Source organism: Thermoanaerobacter brockii subsp. finnii Ako-1 (genome assembly GCF_000175295.2).
Taxonomy (GTDB): Bacteria; Bacillota; Thermoanaerobacteria; order Thermoanaerobacterales; family Thermoanaerobacteraceae; genus Thermoanaerobacter; species Thermoanaerobacter pseudethanolicus.
In genome coordinates this window covers 1,665,058-1,680,406 of the sequence record NC_014964.1, presented here as the reverse complement: position 1 = coordinate 1,680,406, position 15,349 = coordinate 1,665,058, and the positions used below count along the sequence as shown (strand labels likewise).

General features: G+C 35.6%; 13 protein-coding genes. 8 read left to right on the top strand and 5 right to left on the bottom strand.

The annotated features are described in order from the left end of the window. Window positions 1-122: 122 nt before the first annotated feature. The 5 genes from tig to yihA all read left to right on the top strand — a co-directional run bounded on the left by tig (window position 123) and on the right by yihA (window position 6,314). Window positions 123-1,421, top strand: coding sequence for a trigger factor (tig, locus tag THEBR_RS08370; RefSeq protein WP_009052705.1), 1,299 nt, complete (start codon window positions 123-125; stop codon window positions 1,419-1,421). 5 nt (window positions 1,422-1,426) lie between these two features. Beyond that, the gene (gene clpP, locus THEBR_RS08365; RefSeq protein ID WP_003868372.1) at window positions 1,427-2,014 is read left to right on the top strand and encodes an ATP-dependent Clp endopeptidase proteolytic subunit ClpP; all 588 of its coding nucleotides are present in this window, start codon (window positions 1,427-1,429) and stop codon (window positions 2,012-2,014) included. A 21-nt stretch (window positions 2,015-2,035) separates the two neighbouring features. Then, the gene (gene clpX / locus THEBR_RS08360) at window positions 2,036-3,310 is read left to right on the top strand and encodes an ATP-dependent Clp protease ATP-binding subunit ClpX (protein WP_003870584.1); all 1,275 of its coding nucleotides are present in this window, start codon (window positions 2,036-2,038) and stop codon (window positions 3,308-3,310) included. A gap of 99 nt (window positions 3,311-3,409) precedes the next feature. Next, window positions 3,410-5,746 (top strand): endopeptidase La, encoded by a 2,337-nt coding sequence (gene lon / locus THEBR_RS08355; RefSeq protein ID WP_012269538.1) that lies wholly within the window; start codon window positions 3,410-3,412, stop codon window positions 5,744-5,746. Then, window positions 5,736-6,314: a ribosome biogenesis GTP-binding protein YihA/YsxC gene (gene yihA, locus THEBR_RS08350; protein ID WP_003868369.1), complete on the top strand. Its 579-nt coding sequence runs from the start codon at window positions 5,736-5,738 to the stop codon at window positions 6,312-6,314. Before lon ends, yihA begins: the two co-directional genes overlap by 11 nt. Here the strand turns inward: yihA and THEBR_RS08345 are convergent. From THEBR_RS08345 to THEBR_RS08325, 5 genes are all read right to left on the bottom strand, one after another. Continuing rightward, complete coding sequence (locus THEBR_RS08345; RefSeq protein WP_009052703.1) at window positions 6,291-7,151, bottom strand: DMT family transporter; 861 nt, start codon at window positions 7,149-7,151, stop codon at window positions 6,291-6,293. The genes yihA and THEBR_RS08345 overlap by 24 nt on opposite strands. Before the next feature lie 30 nt (window positions 7,152-7,181). Further along, window positions 7,182-8,813 (bottom strand): NAD+ synthase, encoded by a 1,632-nt coding sequence (locus THEBR_RS08340; RefSeq protein WP_009052702.1) that lies wholly within the window; start codon window positions 8,811-8,813, stop codon window positions 7,182-7,184. 71 nt (window positions 8,814-8,884) lie between these two features. Continuing rightward, a complete protein-coding gene (locus THEBR_RS08335) occupies window positions 8,885-9,697 on the bottom strand; it encodes an ABC transporter permease (protein ID WP_003868364.1) in 813 nt (270 codons plus the stop codon). Continuing rightward, window positions 9,690-10,436, bottom strand: coding sequence for an ABC transporter ATP-binding protein (locus tag THEBR_RS08330; protein ID WP_003868363.1), 747 nt, complete (start codon window positions 10,434-10,436; stop codon window positions 9,690-9,692). The genes THEBR_RS08335 and THEBR_RS08330 overlap by 8 nt, the downstream gene beginning before the upstream one ends. Window positions 10,437-10,517: 81 nt before the next feature. After that, window positions 10,518-11,528 carry an ABC transporter substrate-binding protein gene (locus tag THEBR_RS08325; protein WP_003868362.1) on the bottom strand — a complete coding sequence of 337 codons (1,011 nt, stop codon included), beginning with the start codon at window positions 11,526-11,528 and terminating at the stop codon, window positions 10,518-10,520. Between the two features lie 66 nt (window positions 11,529-11,594). On the opposite strand from THEBR_RS08325, the gene THEBR_RS12650 reads away from it, so the two are divergent. The 3 genes from THEBR_RS12650 (at window position 11,595) to THEBR_RS08315 (ending at window position 15,335) form a co-directional block, all read left to right on the top strand. Continuing rightward, window positions 11,595-11,891, top strand: coding sequence for an AAA family ATPase (locus THEBR_RS12650; RefSeq protein WP_083758527.1), 297 nt, complete (start codon window positions 11,595-11,597; stop codon window positions 11,889-11,891). Between the two features lie 202 nt (window positions 11,892-12,093). Next, window positions 12,094-13,443 (top strand): magnesium transporter, encoded by a 1,350-nt coding sequence (gene mgtE, locus THEBR_RS08320; protein ID WP_012269537.1) that lies wholly within the window; start codon window positions 12,094-12,096, stop codon window positions 13,441-13,443. A 191-nt stretch (window positions 13,444-13,634) separates the two neighbouring features. Then, the gene (locus THEBR_RS08315; protein WP_012269536.1) at window positions 13,635-15,335 is read left to right on the top strand and encodes an ATP-binding protein; all 1,701 of its coding nucleotides are present in this window, start codon (window positions 13,635-13,637) and stop codon (window positions 15,333-15,335) included. Window positions 15,336-15,349: the final 14 nt, after the last annotated feature.

Here is a 15,349-nt window from a genome sequence, read left to right as displayed (position 1 = left end):
AAGCATTATTTTTTTTGCATAAAATTACAACAACTTGAGTTTGATTCACCGTTTTTTTATGTTATAATATTATAAGTTTAGAAGACTTTATACGAAAGAAAGAGAATAGGAGGATTTGCTTAATGGGTGTGAGTCTTAAAAAATTAGAGAAAAGTGTTGCGACGATTGAACTTACAATACCGAGTGAAAAATTTGAAGAGGGTTTAAATTTTGCTTTTAAAAAGAATGCATCTAAATTTAATGTACCCGGCTTTAGAAGAGGAAAGGCTCCGAGAGTAATTGTAGAAAGATATTATGGTGAAGGAGTCCTTTATGAAGATGCTGTAGAGTATGTTTTTGATGAGGCGTATAAGGAAGCTCTTAAAACGTTTAATTTAGAACCTGTTGATTACCCAGATATTAATATTTTACAAATTGGGAAAGGGAAAGATTTGATTTTAGAGGCAACAGTACCTGTAATGCCTGAAGTAGAATTAGGTGAATATAAAGGCATAGAAATTGAAAAAATAGAGTATAATGTGTACGATGGGGATGTAGAATACGAATTAGAAAAATTAAGACAGCAAAATGCGAGGATTGTGCCTGTAGAAGGAAGACCGGCTGAGAGCGGAGATATTGCTGTAATAGATTTTGAAGGATTTATTGATGGTAAGCCTTTTGAAGGCGGTAAAGCTGAAAATTATGAATTAGAATTAGGTAGCAATACTTTTATTCCCGGGTTTGAGGACCAAATAATAGGCCACAATGTAAATGAGACTTTTGATGTAAATATTACTTTTCCTGAAGATTATAGAGTAGAAGAATTAAGAGGCAAATCAGCTGTTTTTAAAGTCACTCTTAAGGCTTTAAATAAAAAAGAACTGCCAGAGTTAGACGATGAATTTGCAAAAGATGTAAGTGAATTTGAAACGTTAGATGAATTAAAAGCTGATATAAGGAAGAAATTAGAAGAAAAAAATAGGGTAGAAGCAGAAAATGAAATGAAAGAGAAAGCAGTAATGAAAGTTGTAGAAAACGCAAAAGTTGATATACCAGATGTTATGGTGGAAAGGCAAATAGATATTTCTTTGAGGGATTTAGATTATAATTTGAGATATCAAGGTTTAGATTTAAATAGCTATTTATCAATTACAGGGAAGACTTTAGAAAATTTAAGAAAAGAGATGTGGGATGGAGCTTTAAATAGAGTAAAAACTCAACTTGTCATAGACAAAATTGCCAAAGTGGAAAATATTGAAGTTACAGAGGAAGAATTAGAAAATAAATTAAAAGAGATGGCAGCGAATTACAGAATAAATTTGGAAGAATTCAAGAAAAGTCTTACTGAAAGCCAGATAAACAGCATAAAAGAGGATATAGCTTATTATAAGACGATTGACTTTATTTTCAGTAAGTGTAAAATAATAAGTAAAGAGGAGTGATTATTATGAGTCTTGTACCTATTGTTGTAGAGCAGACAAATAGAGGCGAACGTTCTTACGACATATTTTCACGTTTGCTAAAAGACAGGATTGTCTTTTTAGGAGAAGAAATAAATGATACTACGGCAAGTTTAGTTATTGCACAGCTTTTGTTCTTGGAAGCTGAAGACCCTGATAAAGACATCTGGCTTTATATAAATAGTCCAGGAGGTTCAATAACAGCAGGTTTTGCCATTTATGATACTATGCAGTATATAAAACCAGATGTAGTGACTCTATGTGTCGGAATGGCGGCATCCATGGCTGCATTTTTACTGGCAGCAGGCGCGAAAGGAAAAAGATTTGCACTTCCTAATAGCGAAATAATGATACATCAGCCTTTAGGGGGCATGCAGGGTCAAGCTACTGACATTAAGATTCATGCAGAAAGGATTTTAAAATTAAGAGATAAGTTGGATAAAATACTTGCAGAAAATACGGGGCAGCCTATTGAAAAGATAAAGGCAGATACTGAGAGGGACTTTTTCATGGACGCGGAGGATGCAAAAGCGTATGGCATTATAGACGAGGTTCTCATCAGGAATAAAAGATGATGCCCCAAAAGAGGTGAAATTATGGCCAAATATGATAATCAAAAACAACTAAAGTGTTCCTTTTGCGGAAAGACACAGGACCAGGTAAAGAGACTAGTTGCAGGGCCTGGTGTGTATATTTGTGATGAATGCATTGAACTTTGCCAAGAAATCATAAATGAAGAATTTGAAGAAGATATGGATATGGGAATTGGAGAACTTCCGAAGCCAAAGGAAATAAAAGAATTTCTTGACCAATATGTAATTGGACAGGAAAAAGCTAAAAAAGCTTTAGCTGTTGCTGTTTACAATCACTACAAGAGAATTAACAGCAGGATAAAGCCAGACGATGTAGAACTTCAAAAGAGCAATATTTTACTTTTAGGTCCCACAGGTTCTGGGAAAACCTTATTGGCTCAGACACTGGCAAAACTTCTAAATGTTCCTTTTGCAATAGCTGATGCAACTTCTCTAACTGAGGCCGGATATGTCGGTGAAGACGTAGAGAATATACTTTTAAAACTCATACAAGCAGCAGATTATGACATAGAAAAAGCTGAAAAAGGTATAATTTACATTGACGAAATAGATAAAATAGCGAGAAAGTCAGAAAATCCCTCTATTACTCGTGACGTCTCAGGAGAAGGCGTACAACAGGCTTTGTTAAAAATTTTAGAAGGGACCATTGCAAATGTGCCGCCACAAGGTGGAAGAAAACATCCTCATCAAGAGTTTATACAAATTGACACAACTAACATATTGTTTATATGTGGTGGCGCTTTTGAAGGCATAGAAAAAATAATAGAATCCCGAATAGGGAAAAAGAGCTTAGGATTTGGCGCAGAAGTACAGAGCAGAAAAGAAAAAGACTTAAGCGAAATTTTAAGTCATATAATGCCACAGGACCTTCTTAAATTCGGTATGATACCCGAGTTTATAGGAAGGGTGCCAATAGTAGTTACATTAGACCCATTGAGTAAGGATGACTTAGTAAGGATTTTGACAGAGCCCAAAAATGCGCTGACAAAACAATACGAAAAATTGTTTGAATTAGATGGTGTAAAGCTTGAATTTGATAAGAAAGCTTTAGGGCTCATTGCAGATATGGCTTTGGAGAGAAAGACCGGCGCAAGAGGACTGAGGGCAATCTTAGAGGAAATTATGTTGGATGTGATGTACGAAATACCATCCAGTGACAACATAGAAAAGTGTATAATTACAGAGGAGACGGTACTAAAGAAGGCTCCGCCAACATTGGTTTACTCAGATGCTCAAAAAGCCAAAAAGAAAATAAAAAAGACGGAGTCTGTTTCGTAAAAAAATAAAATTTTTACATCAATCCCCCTTCTCCTTCACATACTAAAATAGTGAATGGGAAGGGGGCTTGGATTATATTGCATAAAAGAGGGTGAAGATATGACAGAAAAAAAGTATATATTGCCAATGATTCCTTTAAGAGGATTAACTATTTTTCCATACATGGTGCTTCATTTTGATATAGGAAGAGAAAAGTCAATTAGGGCTTTGGAAGAAGCTTTTATGAAAAATCAGTTGATATTTGTTACAACGCAAAAAGAAGCTGAGATAGAAGACCCTTCTATTGACGACGTCTACAAAGTTGGCACTATTACAAAAGTCAAACAAATGTTAAAACTGCCAGGAGAACTTATAAGAGTTTTGGTAGAAGGGATAAGTCGTGCTGAAATTCAGCAAGTGACAAGAGATGATGAATTTTTTGAGGTAGAAGTTATAGAAAAAGAAGAGCAAAAAGAAATTGAAAAGACACCAGAGCTTGAAGCTTTAATGAGAAGTGTTATTTCTGCTTTTGAAGAATATGTAAATATGACTTCGAGACTGCCTATAGATAGTTTATACAGTGTTATAAGCATAGAAGAGCCTGGAAGACTTGCAGATATGATTGCGGCTCACATATCTTTAAATACAAATCAAAGTCAGCAGCTCTTGGAGTGTTTTGATGTAAATAAAAGGTTAGAAACTCTTTTAGGGTTTTTAATGAAGGAATTAGAAATACTAAACATTGAAAGAGAGATAAATGCCAAAGTTAGAAGTCAAATTGACAAATTACAGAAGGAATATTATTTAAGAGAACAGTTGAAAGCTATAAAAGCTGAATTAGGAGAGACAGATGAGATTGACCAAGAGATTGAGGAGTATGAAAAGAAAATAAATGAAAAAGATTTACCCGAAGAGGTTAGAAAAAAGGCGAAAGAGGAATTAAAACGCCTTTCTAAAATGGCGCCTGGTTCTGCAGAAGCTTCTGTAGTGCGAACTTATTTGGATTGGATTTTGGATTTGCCATGGAATTACGAAACAGAAGATATTTTAGATTTAAAAAGGGCACAAAAAATATTGGATGAGGACCATTACGGCTTAAAGAAAGTAAAAGAGAGGATAATAGAGTTTTTAGCAGTTAGAAGTTTTTACAACAAAATTAAAAGTCCTATTTTATGCCTTGTAGGTCCTCCAGGTGTTGGTAAGACTTCATTAGGCAGGTCTATAGCGCGGGCTATGAACAGAAAATTTGTCAGATTATCCCTTGGTGGAGTGAGAGATGAAGCAGAAATAAGGGGACATAGGCGTACCTACGTCGGAGCTATACCAGGAGGTATTATAAATTCCATAAAAATAGCCGGTTCAAAAAATCCTGTGTTTTTACTGGATGAAATAGATAAAATGAGCTCAGACTTTAGAGGAGACCCTGCTTCTGCAATGCTTGAAGTTCTTGACCCAGAACAAAACTCCACTTTTAGAGACCATTATCTTGATTTACCTTTTGACCTTTCAAAGGTATTGTTTATAACAACGGCTAATACGGTAGATACCATACCGGCACCTCTTTTAGATAGAATGGAAGTTATATATGTTTCTGGATATACTGAAGAAGAAAAACTTCACATTGCAAAAGATTATTTAATACCTAAGATTTTAAAAGAACATGGGGTGCCAGATAACAAAATAATAATCCAAGAATCTGCTATTTACGGAATAATTTCAGAATATACTCGCGAAGCAGGAGTAAGAGGCTTAGAAAAGAATTTATCTCAAATTGTGAGGAAAGCTATAAAGAAGATAGTTGAAGAAAACGCACAAGTAGTAAAAGTGGGAAAAAGAAATCTACAGTCTTATTTAGGCAAGCCTATTTACCGCCCTGATAAAGCAAATCAAAAAGACGAAGTAGGGATAGTTTTTGGACTTGCATGGACAAGGGTAGGAGGAGAAATTTTAACTGTAGAAGCTTCTATAATGCCAGGAAGTGGCAAGCTCAATCTTACAGGGCAATTAGGGGATGTGATGAAAGAATCTGCACAAGCTGGTTTTAGCTATATAAGGGCGAATGCCGAGAAACTGAATATAGATAAAGATTTTTACAAAAATATCGATATACATATACACGTTCCTGAAGGTGCAATTCCAAAAGATGGACCTTCTGCTGGCATAACAATGGTGACAGCAATGGTGTCTGCTCTTAAAAAAGTTCCTGTGAGAAAAGATGTAGCAATGACAGGAGAAATAACTTTGACGGGCAAAGTCCTTCCAATTGGAGGAGTAAAGGAAAAAGTTTTAGCAGCCCATAGAGCAGGAATAGGAAAAGTAATACTTCCTCAAGAAAACAAAAGGGATTTAGATGAAATTCCTCAAAGTGTAAAGCGAAAATTAGAATTCAAGTTTGTAGAAAAGATTGACGAAGTTCTTGACTTTGCACTGGTTAAGGAGGGCTTTTATGAAAATTAAAACTGTAGAATTTGCCCGTTCTGCTTTTAATGAGGAACAGTATCCTAAAGATAATCTTCCACAAATAGTAATTGTCGGGAGGTCAAACGTGGGCAAATCCACTTTGATAAATACTGTATTAAACAGAAAAAATCTCGCAAAGACAAGTTCTAGGCCAGGGAAAACTCGAGGTATAAACTTTTATTTAATAAATAACAAATTTTATTTAGTAGATTTGCCTGGATATGGTTATGCAAAAGTCTCAAAAGAGATGAAAAAACAATGGGCACATAATATAGAAACTTTTCTCAATACCTCCCAAAATTTACGCCATGGATTATTTTTAATAGACATAAGAAGAAACCCAACTGAAGATGACTTTTTAATGATAAATTGGTTTAAGCATAAAAATTTACCTTTCACTGTGGTGCTGACTAAAGCAGATAAAGTAAATAAATCAGAGAGTAGGAAAGCAGTGGAAGATATTTGTAAAATTTTTAAAATTAATAGAGAAGAGGTTATAATATTTTCTGCGTTAGAAAAAATGGGAGTATCACAAGTCTTATCAATTTTTGAGAAGTATGCTTAGTTCGGAAAGCACTATACCTGCAAACATAAAAATTCCGCCTATTATTGCTCTAAAAGACATCACTTCACCTGCAATTAGAAAAGCAGCTATTGCAGCGAAAACTGGCTCCAGTGCAAATATCAAAGCTGTATGAGTGGCAGTAGTGTAGGCTTGCATTGTGTTTTGAGCAACATATGCAAAAGCCGTAGCAAAAACACCGGTTATTACAATGGCTGACCATACATCGACAGATGTAGGTACCAAAGGCTTTTCAAATAACAAAGTTATAATGCCGCTTAAAAGTGCAACTATTCCTATTTGAATAGTAGCGAGTAAATATGTATCCAAGGTGGAGGCGTATTTTGCTATTAAAACAATCTGCATTCCAAAAGAAAAGGCACACAAAAGCGTCAAAAAATCACCTATATTAACAGTAAAATCAATGTTTGTAGTAAGCAATATAAGTCCCATAAAAGCGAGGACAATTCCTACAATTGCAGGCTTGGTTGGTTTTCTTTTAAGAAGCACTGCTTCTAAAATTGGCACTAATACTACACTAAACCCTGTTATAAACCCTGATTTAGATGCTGTAGTATATTTAAGCCCCATTGTCTGGAAGGCATAACCTAAAAAAAGCATTGTGCCAATTATTGAAGCAGCAGCCAATGTTTTATTGTCAATGTTTTTTAACTTTTTATGGAATATTATTGCCAGAAGCAAAAAAGCCAATAAAAAGCGTATAAAAAGAAAATTGTACACAGGAAGTGTCTGTATAGCGTTTTTGACTATTATAAATGTAGACCCCCACACCATAGTTACTAAGATAAGCACAATGTCGCTTTTTAATTGTTTTGACAAAATATCTCCTCCTCACAAGTTATTTAAAAATCACAGTTTAAAGTTGTGAACAATTGGCATACGCCTTCCTGTTCCAAAGGCTTTGGTGGTGATTTTGAGTCCAGGTGCTGCTTGTTTTCTTTTGTACTCTACTCTGTTGACTTTATTTATAACATCTTTTACCAATCTTTCATCATATCCTTTTTCTATTATTTCTTTTGCTGACCTGTTTTCCTCTATATACATTTTTAATATTTCATCCAAAATCTTGTAAGGAGGCAATGAGTCTTCATCTTTTTGATTAGGTCTTAATTCTGCAGAAGGAGCTTTTTCAATTATAGAAATTGGAATTATTTCTCTTTCTCTGTTTATAAACCTCGCCAGATCGTATACCATTGTCTTAGGTACATCTGCAATTGGTGCAAGGCTTCCGCTCATATCTCCGTAAAGAGTGCAATATCCCATTGCCAATTCTGATTTATTTCCTGTAGTTAAAACAATGTGCCCTTCCCTATTTGATATAAACATTAAATAATTACCTCTTATTCTTGCCTGTATGTTTTCTTCTGCCAGGTCACCTATAACGTTGTTATCCCCATTGAAAACGGATAAATAACTTTTGAACACAGGCTCTATTGGGATTACTCTAAATTCAATTCCCAAATTATCAGCCAGTATTCTTGCATCACTTTTGCTTCCTTCAGAGGAATATCTTGAAGGCATTGATACTGCAAGAACATTTTCTTTTCCTAAAGCTTCTACTGCAATGGCACAAACTACTGCAGAATCTATTCCACCGCTTAAGCCTACTACTGCCTTTTTAAAACCTGATTTTTTACAATAATCTCTTACACCAAGGACAAGAGCATTGTATACCCATGATATATCTTCTTTTATTTCGGGCAGTTTCCTAAGATTTTTCAGTTCATCTATATCGAAAACTTTAATATCTTCCTCAAAAGCTTTAAGTTGTACCACTCTTTTGCCTTCTTCATTTACTACAAAGCTAGCACCGTCAAATATCAATTCATCATTTGCACCAACTTGGTTCACGTAAACAAAAGGAATTGCGTACTTTTTTATTTTTTTCTCTATCATTTCTACTCTCATATTTTCCTTACCCAGGTAGTAAGGAGATGCTGAAATATTTATAAAAATATCAGGTTTAAGCTTAAATTGTTCTTCTAAAACATCAACAGAATAATCTACATTTGGTTCAAAAACATAATCTTTCCATATGTCTTCACATATATTAACTCCTAATTTTATCCCTTTAAAAGAAGCGACCTTTCTTAATTGTGCTGGTTTAAAATACCTTTTTTCATCAAATACATCATAGTTTGGAAGTAAAGTCTTATCAAAAATCTCGACTATTTCACCCTCATAAATAAAAAAAGCAGAATTATAAAGGTTGCCCTCTGTGTCTTGTCTTACCGTACCGAGTATTACTCCAATTTGATTAGTATTGGGCAAGACTATTTCATTTATATATTTTTCATTGGCCTCTAAAAAATCTTGCATAAACAAAAAGTCTTTAGGAGGATAACCTACAGTAGCTAGTTCAGGGAACACCACAAGGTCAGCTTTTTGGTATTTTGCTGTATTTATAAACTCTACTATCTTTTCGAAGTTTCCTTTTATATCTCCTACAACTGGATTTATTTGTGCCAATGCAATTTTCATTAGTTTTCACCCCGCATTTATAGTACTACAATACATATTTTAGCACATAAAAAGACAAAAAACACTGTTTTCTATCTCCACCTTATCAGCTTTTTTTCAAGATACACTATAAAAATGTACATCAACGCAGAAAGTATTGAGAGTATCAGGACACTTGTCATTACCAAATCCAACTTAAAAATTTGACCGCCGTAGACAATCAAATATCCCAAACCTGCTTTAGAAACTAAGAATTCTCCTGTAATTACTCCCACCCAGGAAAGTCCGATGTTTATTTTTATGGCGGAAATAATCGTTGGGACACTGGCGGGAAGAATACATTTTGTAAGTATTTGCATTTTTGTGGCACCAAAAGTCTTTAAAAGTTTTATTTTTTCTTCGTCAACTTCTTTAAAACCCGTTTGCAAGCTGATTATAGTTACTATCAATGAAATAGCAAGAGCCATTGTAATTATTGGAGCTTCTCCATTTCCCATCCAAACGATAAATATAGGACCTAATGCAATTTTAGGGAGGCTATTAAGTACTACTAAATAAGGTTCTGCTACTTTTGACAAAAAATCTGACCACCACAGAAGTATGGCGATTATCATGCCAATTATTGTGCCAAGAGTAAAACCTATTATCGTTTCACTCAAAGTAACCCATATGTGCATAAAAAGAGAACCATTCTGGCTTAAAGTTATTATAGTTTTTAACATTCTGGAGGGCTGGCTGACCAAAAAAGGGTCTACAATTTTATACATTGCGACAATTTCCCATGTAGCGAAAAAGAGGATTAATAATGCAAATTGAGTGACTCGTATTAATACATTTTTTCTTTTTACTTTTTTTAAAAATTCTCTGTGCTCTTTTGAAATATAAGGGGTTGCTGCTTCATACATGAACATCCAACTCCTTCCAAATAGAATTAAAATATTCTCTAAATTCAGGAGCTTTTCTACGACCTATGGGAGATTGGTCTTCGCAGGTTAAGACAATGTCATAAATCTTTTTTACATAGGCGGGCCTATTTGATAGAACTACAATTCTGTCACACATAGAAATTGCCTCTGAGATATCGTGAGTTACTATGATCGCAGTTTTTTGTTCATATTTAAGAATTTTATACACTTCATCGGATATGGCAAGTCTCGTTTGGTAGTCTAAAGCAGAAAAGGCTTCATCTAGTAAAAGTATGTCGGGTTTTAAAGCCAATGTCCTTATGAGAGCGGCTCTTTGTCGCATTCCCCCTGACAATTGATTAGGATAATGGTTTTTAAACTCGCCGAGACCGTATTTTACAAGCAAACCTTCTACGTATTTTTTAGATTCTTCTGTTAGACTTTTTTGTATTTCAAGTCCAAGTAGCACATTTTGCCATATATTTCGCCATTCAAAGAGGTGGTCTTTTTGAAGCATATAGCCTATTTTCCCGTTTACATCTACACTCCCTTTAGAAGGTTTTAAAAGGCCGGAAATAATCGAAAGAAGAGTAGATTTGCCACAACCAGAAGGGCCTATAATTCCCACAAATTCTCCTTCGTACACATCAAAAGAAATATTTTTTAAAGCTTGTGTTTCACCTTCTAAAGTGTGATAATTAAAGGATACATCTTTAAGACTGACCATTATTTTATTCATAAAAGCACTCCCTTCTATGTGAAGTTAATAAAAGGGGAGTTGTGCTCAATATGGGGGGCATATTGAGCACAATCCAAAACTTTACTTTTTGACCATTTTTTCAGCTTTTTCAGCAAAAGTGTTGTTGATTAGAAGGTGTGAGTCCACCTTTTCTTTTATTACACCTGCATCCAAAAGTATATTTTGTAGAAAATCAAAATCCTCAACTTTCATTTTTAGAGTGGTGCCCCAGGTGTTTTGATTTTTGTACCTTTCAATTGCTGTCGCCATAAGGTCTACATCAGTATCTGGGAAGAAAGGCTTAATTGCTTCTGCTACCTCTTTAGAAGAATGAGATTCCACCCACAGCATTCCTTTATACACTGCATTTACAAAACGCTGTATTATGTCGGGATGTTTTTCAATATAGCTTTTTTTTGCATTAAAAGTGGTATAAGGAACTTCATGACTGGAGGCACCAACTGATGCTACAATATATCCCCCTTTTTGTTTTTCAACTAGGGAAGCTGTAGGTTCAAATAACGCCACATAGTCTGCATCAGAAGACATAAAAGCTCCCGCTGCGGCTGTAAATTGAAGATTGGTGATAAGGGTCAAATCTGTCTTTGGGTTTATGCCGTGCTCTTTTAAAATGTATTCCAGTGTCATCTGAGGCATTCCACCCGGCCTTCCACCTATAACCTTTTTACCTCTTAAATTTTCCCATTTAAAGTCCGGTTCAGGCTTTTTCCCCAAGAGGAAAGACCCATCTTTTCTTGTCAATTGCCCAAAATTTACAAGATAATCATCTCTTCCTTCTTTAAGTACGTATACAGTGGTTTCGGGTCCTTGAAGTCCTATATCTGCTGTACCAGATAAAACCGCAGTTGCTGCTTTATCTGACCCTTGAGCAGTTGTAATGACAAGCTCTAGCCCCTGTTCTTTGAAAAAGCCTTGGCTTACAGCTACGTAATAGGGAGCGTAAAAAATAGAATGAACTGTTTCTACAAAATTAATTTTTGTAAGTTTTTGACTTTTATTTGTACACCCTGTAAATAAAGAAACTGTAAGGGCTAATACCAATACAAATACAATTAAGTACTTAAGCCTCATACCCATCCTCCTTTTTCTTTTTTCAATTTATTATATTCTTTCAATTAAAATGTGTGATTGAGGTGAATTGTACTCTTTTACTTTTATAGCAATAGAGACAGATTAGAAATATCATTTAAACAAAATCTAATTGATTCAATAAACAGCTTTTTAGACGAATATCAAAACATATTTAAAGACATAGAGGAAATAAAACAACATATAAAAGAGAAGCCAGATATAAAATCGATAATAAATCAGCTAATAAATGAAATAAAAAAAGTAGGGAGAAAGATGTATCTAATAATAGACGAGTATGACCATTTTGCCAATGATATAATAGCGATGGGAGACAATGAATTATTAAAACTATCTTTATTATGATAATTATTATGATATAATAAAACAAAGGAATATAGCAGATGAAGGAATTAGATATAAAAAAGGTGGTGGTGCTGGATGGATCCCTTACCTCGACAATATTATACCCTTTTTCTATCCATAAATAGCATATACGAAAAAACGGGGGTACTCCGTCGGCACCCCACATCGTCGGAGGCGCCTCCGAACTAGAGGGGGTATTATTGTGCATATCGAAAAAATGGAAGAGCTTTTTCGCCAATGGTTACAGGAAAAAAACTTTCTAGCCGTAAAAAAAGAAATGTCGAGACTTCCGGTACAGGACGTAGCGGAAATTTTGAACCATCTGGACGCTAAAAACAGCCTGCTGGCTTTCAGACTGCTGCCTAAGGATGGGGCTGCGGAAGTATTTTCATATCTGTCGGATAAAATAAGGGTAGCCTTTTCGCAGATGATCGAAGAAGACGAATTAAAAAGCCTGGTAGAAGACCTCTTTTTCGATGATAAAATAGACTTTCTGGAAGAAATGCCTGCTAATGTAGTAAAAAAAATACTCCAAACGACGCCGGAAAGCGAACGAAGGCTTATTAACCAGTTTTTAAATTATCCCGAAGATTCCGCCGGCAGCATCATGACCATCGAATTTGTAGACCTGAAAGCCGACATGACGGTGGCTCAAGCACTTACTCATATTCGCTATACCGCTCCTAAAAAGGAGACTATTTATACCTGTTACGTCATAGACCAGGAAAGACATCTTTTAGGTGTCGTTTCCCTGAAAGACCTGGTGGTGGCAGACCCTGACACCAGGATCGAAGACCTGATGGACAAACAGGTCATCGCTGTAAAAACCCACGATGACCGGGAATTCGTCTCATCATTGTTTAAAAAATACGACCTGTTAAGCATGCCTGTAGTAGACCAGGAAAATCGGCTGGTTGGCATTATAACCATAGACGACGTGATGGACGTTCTGGAAGCGGAAAACACCGAAGATATTCAGCGGATGGGTGGAATAAGCCCTACCGAAGAATCTTATATAAGTCAGAGCCCCTTTACCATGGCCAAAAACAGGCTGTTTTGGCTTATGGCTCTGATGATTTCGGCCACATTCACTGGCCGGATCATACAAAAGTTTGAAGACTTTCTCCAGAATATGGTAATCCTGGCCGCTTTTATACCTATGCTAATGGATACAGGAGGAAATGCAGGTTCCCAGTCGTCGACAATGGTAATTCGGGGCCTTGCCCTGGGCGAAATAAAAACACGGGATGTTTTTAGAGTAGTGGCAAAAGAGTTTATGGTGAGCGTTATTGTCGGCCTTTCTCTTGCTGGCTTGAACTTCTTACGGCTTGTTGTTATTGAGCAGGTGAGCACTACCATCTCTCTGGTGGTCAGTCTTACACTGGTGGTAACAGTGATTATGGCCAAGATAGTCGGCGGTTTACTGCCGCTTTTAGCAAAAATGGTTAAAATTGACCCCGCCATCATGGCCAGTCCGCTCATAACCACCATCGTAGACGCCATGGCGTTAGTGGTATATTTTTATATCGCCGGATTGTTCATTAAAATATAAAGATGCAGGCAGGTGCTTATAAGCGGCACCGTGTCTTTATATAGGCGGCGGTTTGCCTGTTACTTGGGTTGGACACCCCAGTTGCGTACCGATGGGACTTTCAACAAGGTTTCACCGAGAGCACGAAGCTCGCCAATTCATTGGCGATGTAGTTCACTCTAAAGAAAAAGGAAAAATTAGGAGTGGTAAAGATGAAGAAAATACCCTATGGCATGTCCAATTTCAGAGCGATGAGAGAAGAAGGATACCTGTATGTGGATAAAACGATGTATATAGAGAAGATAGAGAACTTAAATAGCAAATACCTGTTTTTCATAAGGCCGAGGAGGTTTGGGAAAAGTCTCTTTCTTTCCACATTAGAGAACTACTATGACATAAAAAATGAGAAAGACTTTGAGAAACTATTTAGCGACTTATATATAGGGAAGAATCCTACAAAACTAAAGAACAGTTATATGATACTCAAACTGAATTTTTCAGGCCTAAACACAGAAAACAAAGACCAACTAAAAGAGTCCTTTTTGTTAAGTGTGAAAAATTCAATAAATGCCTTATTAAACAGATACGAGGGTATATTAGAAAATACGGAAGAAATAAGGAAGAAAATTGACCAAATAACTGATATAAATGCAGTTATAATGACGATAATAAATGAAGTAAAAAAAGTAGGTAAAAAGGTATACCTAATAATAGACGAATATGACCATTTTGCCAATGACATAATAGCGATGGGGGACAGTGAATTTTACAGAGAGATAGTGAGGGCATCAGGTTTTGTAAGAGACTTTTATGAGACATTGAAGATAGGGACAGAAAGTGTAATAGACAGGATATTCATAACAGGAATATCCCCAATAATGCTAGACGACTTAACGAGTGGATTTAACATAGCATTAAACGTCACAATGGATTTAAGCTTAAATGAGATGCTGGGATTTACAGAAGAAGAAGTAGTGAAGATACTAGAAAAAGTAGGGATAGAGGAAAAAGAAAGAGAAAAATCACTAGAAGAATTAAAAGAATTATACGATGGTTATTTATTTAGTGCAGAAGCGGAGAAAAGGATATACAATCCCGACATGGTATTGTATTATCTTGACAGCATAGTAAGATACAAAAAACCGCCTAGAAATTTAATAGACGACAATGTAAAGACAGACTATGGCAGGCTAAACAGACTTACAATGAATGAAGAGAACAAGGTATTACTAGAGAGAATCATAAAAGAAGAAGGGATAGTAGCGGAGATAGTGACAAAATTTTCATTTGACAGGATGTACGATGAAGAATACTTTGTATCACTGTTATTCTATATGGGATTACTAACGATAGAGAGACAAGAAAAAACGAGATTATTTTTAAAAATACCCAATTACGTAATCAAGACAATAATGTGGGAATATATAGAAACGAATTTAAAGAAAGAATACAAAATTAATCTTGACCTAAATGAGTTAAGGAAGACCATAGAAGAGATGGCGTATGAAGGGAGAATAAAACCGTATATAGAGTATATAAGCCAGAACGTGCTAAAGGTGCTTTCGAACAGGGATATAATAAAGTTTGACGAAAAATATATCAAAGTGATATTAATTACGTATCTTGTAAACAGTAAAGCCTATAGGCCAATAAGTGAGAGGGAGACAGAGGGAGGGTATATAGACATATACTTGGAGAGGGACATAAGGATACCGGATGTAAAATACGAGTGGTTAATAGAGCTAAAATACATAAAGAAAAGTGAAAAAGACAAGGTAGACAAGATAAGAGAAGAAGGTATAAGGCAGCTTAAGAGGTATAGAGAAAGCAGAGGGCTACAAGAGAGAAAAGATGTAAAACAAGCACTGCTTATATTCATAGGCAAGGACGAATACCAAGTAATTGAAGTGTAAAAGGGAAATTAGGA